At 43.8% G+C, this 15,331-nt stretch carries 16 protein-coding genes and 1 pseudogene; 10 read left to right on the top strand and 7 right to left on the bottom strand.

Annotated elements, in window-relative coordinates:
* Positions 1-85 precede the first annotated feature (85 nt).
* Positions 86-268: a hypothetical protein gene (locus IPP77_04965; GenBank protein ID MBL0309035.1), complete on the bottom strand. Its 183-nt coding sequence runs from the start codon at positions 266-268 to the stop codon at positions 86-88.
* Between the two features lie 15 nt (positions 269-283).
* On the bottom strand, positions 284-2,032 hold the full coding sequence (locus IPP77_04960) for an NAD(P)/FAD-dependent oxidoreductase (protein ID MBL0309034.1): 1,749 nt from the start codon (positions 2,030-2,032) through the stop codon (positions 284-286).
* 354 nt (positions 2,033-2,386) lie between these two features.
* On the opposite strand from IPP77_04960, the gene IPP77_04955 reads away from it, so the two are divergent.
* Positions 2,387-4,624 (top strand): terpene cyclase/mutase family protein, encoded by a 2,238-nt coding sequence (locus IPP77_04955; GenBank protein MBL0309033.1) that lies wholly within the window; start codon positions 2,387-2,389, stop codon positions 4,622-4,624.
* A gap of 42 nt (positions 4,625-4,666) precedes the next feature.
* Here IPP77_04955 and IPP77_04950 read toward each other — a convergent pair whose 3' ends face one another.
* Positions 4,667-5,635: a polyprenyl synthetase family protein gene (locus tag IPP77_04950; protein MBL0309032.1), complete on the bottom strand. Its 969-nt coding sequence runs from the start codon at positions 5,633-5,635 to the stop codon at positions 4,667-4,669.
* A gap of 182 nt (positions 5,636-5,817) precedes the next feature.
* On the opposite strand from IPP77_04950, the gene IPP77_04945 reads away from it, so the two are divergent.
* The 4 genes from IPP77_04945 (at position 5,818) to IPP77_04930 (ending at position 8,664) form a co-directional block, all read left to right on the top strand.
* Entirely contained in the window at positions 5,818-6,420 is a 603-nt protein-coding gene (locus tag IPP77_04945; GenBank protein ID MBL0309031.1) for a LemA family protein, read from the top strand.
* A 28-nt stretch (positions 6,421-6,448) separates the two neighbouring features.
* Entirely contained in the window at positions 6,449-6,889 is a 441-nt protein-coding gene (locus tag IPP77_04940; GenBank protein ID MBL0309030.1) for a TPM domain-containing protein, read from the top strand.
* The gene (locus IPP77_04935) at positions 6,870-7,691 is read left to right on the top strand and encodes a TPM domain-containing protein (GenBank protein ID MBL0309029.1); all 822 of its coding nucleotides are present in this window, start codon (positions 6,870-6,872) and stop codon (positions 7,689-7,691) included. The genes IPP77_04940 and IPP77_04935 overlap by 20 nt, the downstream gene beginning before the upstream one ends.
* A 148-nt stretch (positions 7,692-7,839) precedes the next feature.
* Entirely contained in the window at positions 7,840-8,664 is an 825-nt protein-coding gene (locus IPP77_04930; protein MBL0309028.1) for a helix-hairpin-helix domain-containing protein, read from the top strand.
* A 3-nt stretch (positions 8,665-8,667) separates the two neighbouring features.
* On the opposite strand, the gene IPP77_04925 is transcribed toward IPP77_04930, so the two are convergent.
* The 3 genes and pseudogenes from IPP77_04925 to IPP77_04915 form a co-directional block, all read right to left on the bottom strand.
* Entirely contained in the window at positions 8,668-9,801 is a 1,134-nt protein-coding gene (locus tag IPP77_04925; protein ID MBL0309027.1) for a saccharopine dehydrogenase NADP-binding domain-containing protein, read from the bottom strand.
* 78 nt (positions 9,802-9,879) lie between these two features.
* Positions 9,880-10,445: pseudogene (frr, locus tag IPP77_04920) on the bottom strand (ribosome recycling factor).
* Between the two features lie 24 nt (positions 10,446-10,469).
* The gene (locus IPP77_04915) at positions 10,470-11,177 is read right to left on the bottom strand and encodes a UMP kinase (protein MBL0309026.1); all 708 of its coding nucleotides are present in this window, start codon (positions 11,175-11,177) and stop codon (positions 10,470-10,472) included.
* Positions 11,178-12,080: 903 nt separating this feature from the next.
* Here IPP77_04915 and IPP77_04910 point away from each other — a divergent pair.
* The 5 genes from IPP77_04910 (at position 12,081) to IPP77_04890 (ending at position 14,046) form a co-directional block, all read left to right on the top strand.
* A complete protein-coding gene (locus tag IPP77_04910; protein MBL0309025.1) occupies positions 12,081-12,230 on the top strand; it encodes a hypothetical protein in 150 nt (49 codons plus the stop codon).
* 43 nt (positions 12,231-12,273) lie between these two features.
* Positions 12,274-12,813 carry a hypothetical protein gene (locus IPP77_04905; GenBank protein MBL0309024.1) on the top strand — a complete coding sequence of 180 codons (540 nt, stop codon included), beginning with the start codon at positions 12,274-12,276 and terminating at the stop codon, positions 12,811-12,813.
* A 21-nt stretch (positions 12,814-12,834) separates the two neighbouring features.
* On the top strand, positions 12,835-13,098 hold the full coding sequence (locus IPP77_04900) for a hypothetical protein (GenBank protein MBL0309023.1): 264 nt from the start codon (positions 12,835-12,837) through the stop codon (positions 13,096-13,098).
* 124 nt (positions 13,099-13,222) lie between these two features.
* The gene (locus IPP77_04895; protein MBL0309022.1) at positions 13,223-13,786 is read left to right on the top strand and encodes a hypothetical protein; all 564 of its coding nucleotides are present in this window, start codon (positions 13,223-13,225) and stop codon (positions 13,784-13,786) included.
* Positions 13,783-14,046 (top strand): hypothetical protein, encoded by a 264-nt coding sequence (locus IPP77_04890; GenBank protein MBL0309021.1) that lies wholly within the window; start codon positions 13,783-13,785, stop codon positions 14,044-14,046. The genes IPP77_04895 and IPP77_04890 overlap by 4 nt, the downstream gene beginning before the upstream one ends.
* Before the next feature lie 382 nt (positions 14,047-14,428).
* Here IPP77_04890 and IPP77_04885 read toward each other — a convergent pair whose 3' ends face one another.
* Positions 14,429-15,307 (bottom strand): NAD kinase, encoded by an 879-nt coding sequence (locus IPP77_04885; protein ID MBL0309020.1) that lies wholly within the window; start codon positions 15,305-15,307, stop codon positions 14,429-14,431.
* Positions 15,308-15,331: the final 24 nt, after the last annotated feature.

Raw genomic sequence — 15,331 nt, 5'->3', positions numbered from 1 at the left:
TCTTTTTCTCATTTGCACGCATCTTCAGCGAATCAGCACACATTGCGTGCGAATCAGTGCTGATTCTGTGCTAATCAGCACACATCTAGTGCGAAGCTGCACACTTCTTCTCGTAATCAGCACACTTCTTGTCTAAAGCTGCACACTTCTTCTCGTAATCAGCACACTTCTTGTCAAGATGTGTGCTGATTACGAGAAGATAAGCACTGATTCGCTGAAGATGTGTGCCGCTTCGCAAAATTCGTGCTTTTGCTTTTACGTGCTCCACTCCTTTCTGCTTTGACTATTTATCAGATACGTGCTCTTTGTGTTTTGAGGTAGTATTATCATTATTCCTCCGCGCCGCTAAAAGTTGTGCGGGCGTAAGGTCTTGCACCCAGCTATTGGTATATGGTTTTAAATGCGGAGACTCCCGAATTTGGACTGCCGATATTTTGTGATTGATATATTGAACATAGGCATCAAAAATCTCCGGCTGCTCATCTTTAAAAACCAATAAGGCGGCATTAAACCCTGCCTTCACCGCAATGGGAATGCCTCCTCCCAGTTCCGCCCAGTGACCGCTGAGCAACAAATTTTTTATCGGTGTGCGGTAATGAGCCACTCCGGCTTTCATGTTTTCTTTTCCCGGCCTTGCTCCCATCATGGTGCCGTTCCGGTTACCGGTGTAGCGGTGGTGAGTAACCGGCGTGGCCACCTCATAAAACAGGATGTGCGAGCGCAAACCCGGAGCGATTTTTTCTTCTACGCGCTTTATCAATACCTCGGCAATGGCCGTTTTGTTCTGATGATATTCTTCCCCCCTTATATACGCTCCGTTTTCGTCGCGCTGCGTTTTCCAAAAATCATACTGCTCCATTTCGGCAGGCATAAAGATGGTGAGCGTTCCCTGTCCGGTGGGAGCTAGGCTTTCATCTCTGAAGGAAGGCGCAAGAATGATGAGTTCTGTTGTTTCAGGATTGGCGGCGGTCTGTTCCTTAAAGCTGATATTTTGTTTAGAAATGTGTATCGCTTCTTCGCCAAAGCCCAAGTCCGCCGGATTACAATCTAAGGCAACCGATATGGTAAAGGAGGAACTATACATCACTGCATGGTGCAAATTATCTTTAAGCTTTTTGGGGACGACGTTTTCGGGCAACATCTTTTCATAGAGCGTTTCTACATCGCAGGCAGCCAGCACATAACGGCTTTTCACCTCATACTTCGTTCCCCGGTGATCTATTTCAACTCCGGTAGCTGTGGTGCCGTCCAACAAAATTTTCGTCACCTTGCTATGATAGAAAGTATCGTTCTTATAGAACTTCACCACGTGTTCCAGCCATTCGGGAAAAGCCTGTCCACCGCCCTTTGGAGGGTTTTGATAATCCTTGAAATAAGCCCATCCTATAGGAACCAAGCATGAAAGCAAATCAGGCTCTGTGCTGAAAATCTTCAGAATTTTTTCGTCTTTGAAATAGCGTCTTAGGCCCCGCTTCAAACCTTCTTCGCCCGTAAACCGAATGTGTTTGATAAAAGGAAGGATGAACCGAAATGTTTTGGCAGCGTATTGCAGCTTTTCAGCAAAGCGAAATGTTTCTGAAGCGCGGACATTGTTACCCCATGTATTCATCCGCTCCCCCAAAGCTTTGGCATCTTTAAAAAATCGTTCGATACCCTTTTTTTCGTGAGGGAATTCTTTCTGAAGTTGTTGCTTTAATTCATCCGGACTATTAGTCAATAAGTAATTATGATGGTCGCCGAGGTAGCGTTTGATTCGGTTTTGAGTAGCTGCCCGAGGATAGTCGCTGCCAATGGTTTCAAAAACGGTATGAATGACACCACCAGGATTGCACTGGTTCAACCAATGAACGGCGGTATCAAACCGGAACCGGTTCCGGTGAAACCCTGCTAAGTAGCCCCCCGCCTGATTGGCGGCATCCACCACCACAACCGAGTATCCGGCTTTGCTGAGCATAGCGGCCGCTGTCAGTCCGCCCATGCCGGCGCCGATTACTACAATGTCGTAAGAAGGTTTGATATTTATTTTGCCCATCTAGTTGAAACAGAGAATGTTTCCATTAAAACATAATAATGCCTCTCTTGTTCGAAATAAAAAAGGAATTTCGATTAAAAAATATACAAATCATCAAGGCAGACATTCGTTTTTATAAGTTGATATGGAATCTATCTAAGGAACGCAATGGTAGCATAATCCGAGAGTCTGTTTTTCGCAGATTACCATGAATCCAATTTATTTTCAACAAAAGGCACAGGATTTAGTAAGGAAATACACGCGAAATAATGTACCGTATGCGCTACTTCTCAAAATTTGCGCTTTTTGCTCCAACCAACTCATGACTCCTCCGACATCAATCAACAATTTTCAACTTTATTTGCTTCTATAATTATGACGAAACAAGATATTTGGAATCTCTGGAATCTGAAAACCGAGCGGGGTCGGCAGCGGTGGTTTTATGAAGGCAAGACCGATGATGAATCGCTACGACAGTTACGGGAGGCTTTTACCTACAACAAAAAAGAAAACCCCAACAGCGGTGATCGTGTTTATCGAAATAAAAAGGCGGCAGCCTCCTATCGGGCAATAGACAACAGCCAAATTCCGGTGAACGAATCTCTGACTGGCGAATTGCCCAAAGAGGTTTTTCGCTCCTTATATAAAGGGGTGAACTTTTATGAATCGCTGCAAGCCGATGAAGGACATTGGCCCGGCGACTATGGTGGTCCTATGTTTCTGTTGCCGGGATTGATTATTACTTCCTATGTAACCGGTGTTCCCTTTCCAAAGGAGCATCAGGAAATGATGAAATGCTACCTGTTGAATCATCAGAACGATGATGGAGGTTGGGGGCTGCATCTGGAAGGCAAAAGTACCATGTTCGGTACCGTGTTGCAATATGTGTCGCTGCGAATTCTTGGTTTGGGGGCAAGCCACCCTCGCGTGGCTTCGGCGCGCCAATGGCTTCAGTCACACGGTGGAGCTACCGGTATCCCTTCATGGGGAAAATTTTATTTGAGTGTTTTGGGGGCTTATGAATGGAAGGGCTGTAACTCATTGTTCCCTGAAATGTGGTTGCTGCCGCGCTCGCTGCCGATTCATCCCGGCAATTACTGGTGTCATGCTCGCATGGTTTATCTGCCCATGACCTATTGTTCCGGTCATCAGGTAACCGGTGCGATTACCCCCTTGGTGGAAGCATTGCGCAAAGAACTTTATACGCAAGAATATGAGGACATCAACTGGAAAGAAGCCAGAAACCGTTGCTCCGAAACCGATTTGTATTTCCCTATGTCGGGTACTTTGAAGACCATGTATAAACTGCTGAATGTTTACGAAGGATTTCATTTGAAATCCATTCGTAAAAAAGCTTTGGATTTTACGCTTTCTTATATCCGCGCCGAAGATGACCACACCAATTTCATAGATATAGGACCGGTGAACAAAGTCATCAACTCCTTATGTATCTGGCATGCAGAAGGGAAGGATTCCCCGAATTTTAAAAAGCATGTAGAACGGTGGAATGATTATTTGTGGGTAGCGGAAGATGGGATGAAAATGAATGGCTATAACGGCTCGCAGTTGTGGGACACCACTTTTGCGACACAAGCGATTTTAGAAGGAGGTATGGAAAAATATTTTCCCGATGCGGTGAAGAATGTTTACCACTATATTGACATCAGCCAAGTGCGTGAAGAGGTGCGCGACCACAAATATTTCTTTCGTCATGATTCAGTAGGTGGCTGGGCTTTTTCCACTGCTGACCACGGATGGCCGATTACCGATTGCACCGCCGAAGGTTTGAAATCTTCCCTGATGGTGAATGCCACCGGCCTGATTTTGAAAGAAAAACAAATTTCGGATGAACGATTGATTCAAGCCGCCGAGCTTTTGCCTACTTTTCAAAATGCAGACGGTGGCTGGGCTTCCTATGAATTGACGCGCGCGCCGCAATGGATTGAATTGCTGAATCCTTCTGAAGTTTTCGGAAATATCATGGCAGACTATTCTTACACCGAATGTAGCTCGGCATGTATTCAGGGCATGGTGAAGTTTCTGCATTATTTCCCCAATCACAAAAAGCAGGAGTTTGAAGCTTCCATTCGTCGAGGTATGGATTTCATTCTCGGACAACAACGAGCAGATGGCTCTTGGTATGGCTCCTGGGCGGTGTGTTTCACTTACGGTATATGGTTTGCCATAGATGCTTTGCAGCATGTGCAATATGCTTCCGACAAATCAAAAGTGAAAACAGCTATGGATAAAGCCTGTGCGTTTTTATTGTCCAAACAAAACACCGACGGCGGTTGGGGTGAAAATTTTGAAAGTTGTGTACAGAAAGAATACATCCCCCATGAACAATCGCAAGTGGTCAATACAGCTTGGGCACTGCTTTCTTTAATGGCAGCAGATTATCCTGATAAAACAGTTATCGAAAAGGGTATTCAATTTTTATTATCGCGCCAACAGCCAACCGGCGACTGGGAACAGGAAAGCATCAGTGGGGTGTTCAACCACAATTGTATGATCTCCTACACTTCCTATCGAAATGTGTTTCCTATTTGGGCACTGGGAAGGTATTTGAAGAAATATGGAAATGAGACGAGCAGCATGGGACAAGTAAAGTGAGAAGAAGGTAGTAGGGGTTTCTTAGCCGTCCCGTTTCACCAATTAGAAATCACGATTGTAGATACTCTCTGCTAACACGCGCAGATTGGTTTTCCTTTCTTCGGGCAAATTGACTGCCGCCAGTGAGTCCAAGGACTTTTGATGAAACTCTTCAATTTTCTTTTCGGTTTTTCCGGCTATATCCAGCTCTTCAAGAATCTTCATCACACCCGGCAGTTTGGTGCTTTCGTTCTTGTCTTTAAACAAGTTCATTAATTCCGCACGTTGCTTTTCGTTGGCATCATTTAGGGCGGTGATAAGCAGGAATGTTTTTTTGTTCTGTATGATGTCGCCACCGATTTTCTTTCCCACCTTATCTCCATCACCAAAGGTGTCGAGCCAATCATCCTTTATCTGAAAACTCAAACCCAGATTCAAACCAAACTCATATAATTTCTTCTGGTCTTCTTCACTGGCATTGGCAGCTATTGCGCCTATCTGAAGCGCAGCAGCCAGCAAGACCGAAGTTTTGTACTCTATCATTTTGAGGTACTCATCCACATTCACGTTGGTCCGATCTTCAAAATCCAGATCCATCTGTTGCCCCTCAAAAATCTCAATCGCTGTCTGCGTAAAAACCTCCAGTGCATTTCCCATCTTCAGCGCAGAAATTCGCATGAGGTACTTATACGAATAGGAAAGCATGACATCTCCTGCGAGGATAGCTGAGTTCAACCCAAATTGTTTATGAACCGTGGAAACTCCCCGGCGGATATCCGCATTGTCCATCACGTCGTCATGAACCAGTGTAAAGTTGTGAAAAACCTCCACGGCAAAGGCTGCATTAAGTGCGTCCTTTACATTACCTCCAAACATATCGCAGGCCATCAGCAGCAACATCGGACGAATCCGTTTACCCTGAATGCTCATAATATGGCGCACCGGTGCATAGAGACCATCCGGCGTATAATCAAAGCGGCTTTCGGTATAAAATTTACTATAGAACTCCTGTAGCTCTTCCAGTGTGTACATTAAAGCGGTTTTAGCTTCCATCCTAAATAAGGCACAATGATAAGAATTTTGAGGTCTGCTTGGTCGAGCAGGGTGGATAATTCAATTCAGCAAGTTTTAAAATAATGAGCTATTTGAAACGTCAAAGTATCCAACATACAAAACTTTTTAACTTTACTTTTAAATCAAAACCCTTAAAACACATGAAAAACATAGTAAGACTTTTTTTCGGACTCATCATCGCTTCCACCCTGACCAGTTGCGGATATAACAGTATGGTGGAAAAGCGCGAAGCAGTAAACGGTGCCTGGGGCAATGTAGAATCTGCCTATCAGCGCCGTGCCGACCTGATTCCCAATCTCGTAAACACTGTTAAAGGTGCCGCTGACTTTGAGAAATCTACCATAACCGGAGTGATAGAGGCTCGCGCCAAAGCAAGTTCTATTCAACTTAGTGCGAACGATTTGACTCCTGAAAATATGGCTAAGTTCGAGCAAGCACAAAGCCAACTGAGCGGTGCGCTGTCAAGATTATTGGTTACCGTAGAACGCTATCCTGATTTGAAAGCCACACAAAATTTTCAAGAGTTGCAGGCTCAATTAGAGGGAACTGAAAATCGAATCAAGACAGAGCGTGACCGTTTTAATGAAGTCGTGCGGGACTATAATGCTTACATCGCCAAATTCCCACAGCTATTCATAGCGAAGATGTTCAACTTTGGCGAGCGCGCATATTTTAAGTCAGCAGAAGGTTCAGACAAAGCACCAACCGTTGACTTTGGAACTGCCGGAGGAGAGAAGAAATAATTTCTTACACACTCTAGGTACCGTATCCATGTTATTCTCTAAAGAAATTTTTTCTGTTGAGCAAAAAAGGCTCATGGTAAAAACAATTGGGGAAGCCGAGGAGATGACCTCTGGGGAAATCCGTATTCATATAGAGCCTAAATGCAAGTCGGAGAATGTATTGGACCGCGCTACAGAAGTTTTTTATAAACTCGGCATGGATAAAACGGCTGCCGCCAACGGGGTGTTGATTTATCTGGCGTTTGAAGACCGTAAGTTCGCTATCATCGGCGACCAGGGAATCAACCAGGTGGTCCCCGCCAACTTTTGGGACGGAACCAAGGAGGTAATGAAAGGACATTTTGTAAAGGGAGAATTTTTAGAGGGTATTGTTTTCGCCATTAAGGAAACCGGTTCTCATCTAAAGCAGTATTTTCCAATTCAGGAGCACGATAAAAACGAACTGTCCAATGAGATTAGCGAAGGATAGTTTTCGGTTGACCGTTGACGGCTGGCGATTAGTAGCGCCTTCCTTTCGGCGGAAAAGATTGCTCATTCTATTCTTTATTATCAGTAGCCACCTGCTTGTTTTTTCATTACCTGATTATCCCGCCAAGCCAAATCCTCCACGTTTAGTCAATGACTTTGCCGGGATGCTCTCCGCCTCCGAAAGTCAAGCATTGGAAAGCAAGTTAGTCGCCTACGATGATTCCACTTCTACGCAAATCAGCATTGTCATTATTAATACGCTGGACGGGATGGACAAAGCGCAGTATGCCACTGAATTAGGAGAAAAATGGGGCATAGGAGGAGCCAAGTTTGATAATGGGGTTTTGATTCTGGTTTCAAAAAGCGACCGGCAGCTTTTCATAGCCACCGGACGAGGAGTAGAAGAATATTTACCCGATGCCATTTGTAAACGAATCATCGAAAGGGTTATTAAGCCATCTTTCGGAGAGGGCAATTATTACAATGGCCTAAATGCTGCCACAGATGAAATGATAGCCCGCATGTCCGGCGTTTTTGTAAACACCGACACCGATGGCGATGCAAAACAACTTCCTTTATGGGCAATCATCCTGATATTCGTGATCATTATTATTGTCATCTTCTTCATTTCCAAAAATAATAATGGCGGCACTTCCTATGGGCGCAGAGGTTGGGGCGGCGGACCATTCTTAGGTGGAGGTGGTTTTGGTGGAGGCGGCTTCGGTGGTGGAGGAGGAGGCGGTGGATTTGGAGGCTTTGGCGGCGGCGGTTTTGGCGGCGGCGGCGCTGGTGGTTCTTGGTAAAAACATAGATTAGCATAAATATTGTAAGTCAAAATCAATTTCAAGTTTGTTACAGCTTCTTGGAAAATATTTTACGTTCTCAAAAGGAGAAAGAAACGCGGTGATCGTTTTATTATCTCTCGTTGTCTTCACACTCATTTTCCCTAAAATGTATTTTTACTTCCGGCCGGTTCAACACGCCGACAGTTCAATATATAAGGAAGAAATAGCCGCCTTTATCAAAGAGTATAGTGAAAGGAAAAGTGCTTCCACTTTTTTCTACCGACAAGATTCTTCGGAAAGAAAAGGCTACTCACAGAAAGCAGCAAAGCGAATAGAGTATTTTGAATTTGACCCGAATAAAATCGAAGTAGAGGAATGGATGAAACTTGGTTTTAGTGAAAAACAAGCGGAGTCTATTGAAAAGTATAAAGCTCATGGTGCTAAATTCTATAAACCCGAAGATTTAAAGCGGGTGTATATTATCGGCGAAGATGGATATGAACGGCTTGCACCTTATATCAAAATTGCTTCCAGAGAATTTCAAAAGAGAGAATATGAAAGACCGGAAGCTACTGAACAATCGAAAAGTAGATGGACCATTGATATTAACACAGCCGACTCTGCAGAATTTGAAAAGCTGAGAGGAATAGGCCCATCCTACGCTCGGCGAATGGTCAACTACCGAAAAGCATTAGGCGGCTATGTTTCTGTTGAACAAGTCAGTGAAATATGGGGCTTGCCGGACAGTACGTATCAGGCAATCAAAGACAAATTGGTGGTCGGCACACCGGTTAGCAAAATGAATATCAATCTGGTGAGCCTTCAAAAATTAAAAGCACATCCCTATATCAGATACTATCTAGCAGAGGCCATTGAAAAGTATAGAGATAAAAAGGTGAACCTCCAATCAATTGAGGAATTAAAAAGTGTAAAGGGAATGAATGACAGCATCTACCAAAAGATTGCTCCCTACTTCCAAGTAGGAGAATGACTTTTACTGTGCCGCTAATTCTTTGATGCGATAGACCACATTTCTCGCCTCCAAATGATTAAACATAAAGCGAAAACAAGCCTCCTCCTCTCCCAACATCTCCGGCGAAATGATTCCTTTCTTCTGATAGGTTTTGTTCATCAACAAATGAACTGCCGCAGTAGCTGTGTAACCGGTGGTGCGCGACATGCTCGAAGTTTTTGAAGCAACATCGTAGCGGTCCAATAAATCATAAACATACTTTTTCGGAATGCCATTTTCTTCTCCTTCTACCTCGACACGCATCACCGTAAAGTCCTCCTCTCCTTCTTCATATTTCCACTGAGGGAAAAGAATCTTGCTCGTCAAATCTATCGGACGCACCTTGCCGGACTTCAATGTGACTTCTTCCTCAGAGAAGAATCCCGCATCACGCAAGGTCTTCATCAAAGCGATATGACCGGGATAGCGCAAAGTTCTTTCCGCCATATCGGGTATGTCGAAACGTATTAAGGTTCGCAGGCCATCGGTATTAAAGGCTTCCAGAGTTCCTATCTGTTCAAAATCAATCAGTTCAGGTTCAGAAAGGGCAGGCTTGGTGACCACCTTTCCATTCTCTACCAATCGCGCCGGTCTGGTATATTCTTCAATCACATCAATCGGAGAAAAAGGTGCTTTGTATTCCCAAGGCAAGTTTCTCACCACCGGCAGCCCTCCCACCATACAGAGAAAGCGGGACACCTTCATTCTTTTATAATGATAACCCAATATGATATTATCCATTCCGGGAGCCACGCCACAATCAACGACGGCTGTCACTCCATTTTTCTTTGCCAGTTCATCCAAACGAAACGGGTCTTCCGGGAAAAATGAAATATCCACGATATTTTTATTCGCCTCCAACACCGTTTGCAGCATGTTGAAACCCATGAAGCCGGGAACTGCACCTACCACTAAATCCGCATCCTTAACAGCAGTAGCAATTTGCTTGGCATCACTAAAATCAACTTTGGCAGTATTGACCTTTGCCATCTTTTGCATCAATGCCAGATTGGCATCAGACAGATCAGCGGAGGTTACATCAAAATCTGTGCTCAAGTCGGCGGCCATGGTGCGACCCACCATTCCTGCACCGAGTACTACAATTTTCTTCTTCATGATTCAAGTTTGATTTGCTAAAAGCACAAGGACGCAAAAAATACTCTTTGCGTCCTTGTGCTTACCTGGAATAAATATTTAGACGGTCATGATTTCCTTTTCCTTCACATCCAGATGCTTGTCCACCTTTACAGAGGACTCATTCGTGATGCTTTGAATATCTGCTTCACACTGTTTGAAAGAATCTTCCGGCAAACCATCTTTTTGAAACTTTTTGGCCTTTTCATTCGAGTCTTTCCTGATCGTTCTCATAGACACTCTGCAATTTTCGGCTTGATGTTTCGCCTGCTTCACCAAATCTTTTCTCCGCTCTTCGGTCATCGCTGGAATGTTCAGGCGAATAATCTTCCCGTCATTTTGTGGCGTAATTCCAATGTTGGCTTTCAGAATTGCTTTCTCAATTTCAGGAAGAAGGGACGCATCCCAAGGTTGAATGCTCAATGTCCGAGCGTCTGGAGTAGAAACGTTGCCCAACTGAAACAGGGGGTCATGGTTCCATACGCCGACACTTCAATTCCATCTAACATGGCAGCACTGGCTCTTCCTGCACGAATTTTTGAAAGCTCAAACTCAAAATGTTCCAGCGCCTTCTGCATTTGCGAGCGGGTGTCAATCAAAAGTCTTTTTACATCTTCTTCGGTCATAATTAAATATTAAAGGTTGAATTTTTAATCAGTTACTACAGTTCCTATTTCTTCTCCATTCAGAATCTTCTTCAGATTTCCTTCCTTGTTCATGTCAAATACGACGATAGGAATATGGTTTTCCTTAGAAAGCGTGAAGGCCGTCATATCCATCACATTTAACTTCTTATTCAGCACCTCGCCAAAGGTAATTTTATCGTACCTCTTTGCTTTAGGGTTTTTCTCCGGGTCCGAATCATAAATACCATCTACGCGGGTTCCTTTCAATATCACATTTGCTTCAATCTCTGTAGCTCGAAGTGCCGCAGCGGTATCTGTAGTGAAATATGGATTACCGGTGCCGGCTCCAAAAATCACTACCCGTCCTTTTTCCAAATGCCTTACCGCTCTACGCTTGATATAAGGCTCGGCTATTTCCTTCATTTCGATGGCGCTGAGCAAGCGGGTATAAACACCTATTTTCTCCAGTCCGCTTTGCAAAGCCATACTGTTGATGACGGTTGCCAACATTCCCATATAATCTCCCTGAACGCGGTCAATCCCATTGGCAGTTGCCTGAATCCCTCTGAAAATATTTCCTCCGCCTATCACTACTGCCACCTCTATTTTGGCTTCCATTGCCGCTTTGATTTCTTCGGCGTATTGCATCACACGATCTGTGTCAATGCCAAACTGCTTGTTGCCCATCAAAGATTCACCACTCAGTTTTAGCAATATACGCTTGTATTTCATCGAGGGACGAAATTAGAAAAATGCGGGAATGACAATAGGCAATTCGTCAGCAACCTTGGTTTCATCGAGAACAAGATGCCGCACCATGTTATGATTCGCCAAGTCTGGACAATCTGGTAGGCAACAGGAGATAGAGGCATGAAAGGTTACGCAGTAAATAATAACATCAATGTAATTCATTGCATTGTAAGACCTTAGAAGATAATTATTTTTCAGGCATGCTATTTAATGAGGCAGAATTGATTCAGCATAAGGACAAAATGCTGTAGCAATACAGTAAAATGCTAAAGCACTACAACAAAATGCTATAGCAATTCAAGGAAATGCTATAGCATTACGGCAAAACGCTGTAGCATTTCGAGGCAATGCTATAGCACTACGACAAAATGCCGTAGCAATCCGAAGAAATGCTTAAGCATTACGATCAAATGCTTAAGCAATTCGATGAAATGTATAATCAATTGGTATTGTTTACGGAGAAACCGGCAGCCTGTCAAGGAAGGGATACTTCAAAAATAATAATGAATGGGAAACTGTAAAGGGGGAATGATAAAACCGGCTGAAGGACAATTAACAAATGATATGTGTCAGTGTTGTGTAAGTTCCGGTGGGGAAAGCATATCTTTGTAGTAACCGATTGGGGTTAGGCAACCTAATTGGTATAGTAATGAAGTACGGAATCAGAATCAGAGTAATAATCATACTGACAACCTTTATTATTCAGGGCTGTGCTAAAGACAAGTGTGTGGTTTGTTTGGACAATAACGGAAACCAAACAGGTCTAAAGTGTTTCAGAACCACCACACAGGCACTTGAATGGCAAACTTTACAGCATAATATATATCCCTATCAGCCGTTAGACTGTAATAGATGAACCTCTTTCTGCACCCAAAGCACAAATTTATGAAGCCCAAATCTGTTTTTCTAATCGTCACTTTATTATTTACCGGAGGAATGCTTTCGATGATGTCTTCCTGCAAGCATGACCTGATATACGATATTCCGTTGGTTCTGCCACCTTACGACAGCACACATCCCCTATTGATATTTTAAATGCGACACCTGCGCAGCAGGAGTCATTTCTTTTTCAGAAGATGTGCTGCCTATTCTGCAAACTAATTGTGCCAAAAGCGGTTGTCACGATGCCAATACACACGAGGAAGGAATTGTAACTACCAGCTATCAAACCCTAATTAGCACCACCAGTGTAGAAACTCGTTTCCTGAATAGCAGCTTTTGGAAGACCATTAATGATAACTCCATGCCCCCCTCTCCCAATCCTGACTTAACAGCTCAACAAAAAGCATTGATTAAAGTATGGATACAACAGGGTTCTAAGAATACTACATGTTCTCATGTATGTACATGCGACAGTACCAATGTCACGTTTGCTGCGGTCGTCAATCCCATGATTCAAACCTATTGTCTGGGCTGCCACACCACCGGTGCTGAGCAAGGAGGAGTAAACTTGAATGGCTATAACAATATGATGCCTTATATCAATAATGGTAAGTTTATGAGTTCTATCAAGCACGATGTAGGTGTGGTTGCTATGCCTTATGGAACGCAAAAACTAAGTGATTGCACCATTGGCAAACTCCAACATTGGGTGGATGCAGGTGCCGCAAATAATTGATTTTATCTAAAAAATTAGCTTGTGATTCTCAAAAATTTTCAAGTCCCGCTTTGGGTAGGATTGATTTTCCTCATTCCTCTGTTTTTTCTCTCTTCCTGTTATTATGATAATGAAGATAAACTCTATGCCGAGTATTATGCCAACAAGAACTGCGACACCGTTAATATCACCTTCGCCGGTAGCATTCAACCCATTCTGGATGCCGGTGCGCCACCGCCGGATGTCATGCTCGGTGGAACAGCTCTAGTGATTATGCGGATATGCGGCAGTAAAACTTTCTGTTAACAATGGCTCTTTAGACAACCGGTTATTGTGCGCAAGGACATGCCACCTCTGGGCCTTTGACTACCTGCGAATTGTCAAAAGTTAAAAAATGGGTGGATGCCGGTGCGCCGAATAATTAAATGGCATGAAAAAACTACTCCTCCTCTCCTGTTTGATACCGAATCTGCTTTTTGCGCAGGCTGATATATTCAAAGAACTGGAAAAACAAACAGAAAAACCCCACGAATATGCACTCGGGGTTTTTAAAGGAAACAAAATCATCAACGGACAAAGCACCGAGCAACCGGCCAAGAAAACCATCAACTTTATTATCTCTCACCGGTTCGGAAGGTTGAACGGTGGGTTTAAGGAATTCATCGGGTTGGACAATGCCACCATCCGCATAGGCGTGGAATATGGCATCATCAACAATCTTTCTATTGGAATGGGTAGAAGTTCTTTTGAAAAAACCTGGGATGGCTACATGAAATGGCGGATTATCCGCCAACAAACCGGCAAATGGCATATTCCCATCACCATTTCTGCTTTTTCAAGCATCGCTATCAAAAGCGCTGATTGGGCTGACCCGGCGCGGCATAATTTTTTCTCCTCTCGGCTTTACTATACCTTTCAACTCATGTTTTCACGCAAGTTCGGGCAGTGGATTTCGGTTGAGATAATGCCCACTCTTGTCCACGAAACCTGGTGACAACTACGAAAGACCGCAACGATGTGTTTGCACTTGACTTTGCAACCTCGGTCAAAATAACTAGGCGTACGCGGTTTATGATGGAATATTTTTATGTGCCACCCAGACAAATTGTTTCGCCCTATAACAACGAAAAGGTACAAAACTGCCTCTCCATTGGGTTGGACCTCGAAACCGGAGGACACGTTTTTCAACTTCATTTCACCAATTCTAGAGGCATGATTGAAAAGAACTTTATTACCGAAACAACTGGCAATTAATTCCCCTCTTCCTTCAAAAATTTCGGGGTGCAATTCGGCTTCAACATTACCCGCGATTTTGCGGTTGGCAAAGGCCGCAAACCCAAAGAGCCGAAAAAGAAAGCCGCCGAAAGCACCGAAAGCTGGAAGTAGCACGGGTCGTAAGACTCCCGCTATTATTCTGGTTTGAATTTAGGCGTTCGATTTCCCTCTCTGCAAAATTCACCCGCTGGGTGTAGACTATGCCAATAAATATTCGAAACATGATAATCTGTGGCTAAAGCCAGCCACCTTTCGCACACACTACTCCGCCATGAATGGCGGAGTTATAACACCACGCTTCAGCCTATGGTGACCATAGGCTTATGAAAAATTGGCTTTAGCTATGAATCAGGAGCCTTATCTATTTATTAGTTTCTCGATCTGTGCCCCAATTCAGTTTTTCCTTTAGGGTGGAAAGGAAACTTTGACCGCCAAGGCGAACAATGTGCGCATTGAATTTCGCCTTTTGAACCGTCAATTGATAGGAGGAATCTATGGAACGGAAACGAGAGTCGAGTGTACATAGAAAACTGTCTCCCCGACCCGCCACTTCAAAGGTTAGGATGGAATTATCAATCACTACGATTGGTCGGACATTGAGGTTGTGTGGGGCAACCGGAGTAATAACGAAATTGCCGGAACCCGGATATAATATTGGTCCGCCGCAACTTAGAGAGTATCCGGTGGAACCGGTGGGGGTGGCGACAATCAATCCGTCTGCCCAATAGGTATTAAGCAGTTCACCGTTCATACGTACCGTTACGGTAATCATACTCGAATGGTCGCGTCGTTGAATGGCCATATCATTTAGTGCAAAGTTATTGGCAAACAGCGGCTTGCTGCATTGCAACTCTAACATACTTCGCTTATCAATCCAAAATGTTCCCTTCTCTACTGCATCTATCGCGGCATCGATATGATCTTTGCCTATGCTGGCAAGGAAGCCCATGCGGCCAAAGTTGATTCCTAAAACAGGAATTTCAGACTCTTTAATCCAAACTACGGTGTCTAAAATCGTGCCATCACCACCAATGCTGAAGACCATATCCGTTGCAGACTTAATATCATCCGGCTTTTCAAAATCCTCACATTTAACTTTTAGGTTAATCTCGTTTTTAAGCAGTTGCAGAAATTTTCTTTCTACAATATACTTCATCCCCTTTCTATCAAGGCAATCAAACATGTTCTGTGCGAAACCAGCGTTGGACGGTTGGAATGTCTTTCCATAAATGGCAATCATAGAATCATTTATTGAACAAAAATA

This window comes from Bacteroidota bacterium (assembly GCA_016722375.1).
GTDB lineage: Bacteria > Bacteroidota > Bacteroidia > Chitinophagales > LD1 > Bog-950.
Note: the sequence above shows the minus strand (reverse complement) of the source record. Positions and strands in the feature narration are given on the sequence as shown.

Excerpts from the sequence above, each read along its gene's own strand:
- IPP77_04910 (MBL0309025.1), top strand. The coding sequence starts at position 12,081 with ATGAAGCCCAAATCTGTTTTTCTAATCGTCACTTTATTATTTACCGGA.
- IPP77_04940 (MBL0309030.1), top strand. The coding sequence starts at position 6,449 with ATGTTATTCTCTAAAGAAATTTTTTCTGTTGAGCAAAAAAGGCTCATG.
- IPP77_04950 (MBL0309032.1), bottom strand. The coding sequence starts at position 5,635 with ATGTACACACTGGAAGAGCTACAGGAGTTCTATAGTAAATTTTATACC.
- IPP77_04925 (MBL0309027.1), bottom strand. The coding sequence starts at position 9,801 with ATGAAGAAGAAAATTGTAGTACTCGGTGCAGGAATGGTGGGTCGCACC.
- IPP77_04955 (MBL0309033.1), top strand. The coding sequence starts at position 2,387 with ATGACGAAACAAGATATTTGGAATCTCTGGAATCTGAAAACCGAGCGG.
- IPP77_04895 (MBL0309022.1), top strand. The coding sequence starts at position 13,223 with ATGAAAAAACTACTCCTCCTCTCCTGTTTGATACCGAATCTGCTTTTT.
- IPP77_04915 (MBL0309026.1), bottom strand. The coding sequence starts at position 11,177 with ATGAAATACAAGCGTATATTGCTAAAACTGAGTGGTGAATCTTTGATG.
- IPP77_04885 (MBL0309020.1), bottom strand. The coding sequence starts at position 15,307 with ATGATTGCCATTTATGGAAAGACATTCCAACCGTCCAACGCTGGTTTC.
- IPP77_04945 (MBL0309031.1), top strand. The coding sequence starts at position 5,818 with ATGAAAAACATAGTAAGACTTTTTTTCGGACTCATCATCGCTTCCACC.
- IPP77_04935 (MBL0309029.1), top strand. The coding sequence starts at position 6,870 with ATGAGATTAGCGAAGGATAGTTTTCGGTTGACCGTTGACGGCTGGCGA.
- IPP77_04960 (MBL0309034.1), bottom strand. The coding sequence starts at position 2,032 with ATGGGCAAAATAAATATCAAACCTTCTTACGACATTGTAGTAATCGGC.
- IPP77_04930 (MBL0309028.1), top strand. The coding sequence starts at position 7,840 with ATGTATTTTTACTTCCGGCCGGTTCAACACGCCGACAGTTCAATATAT.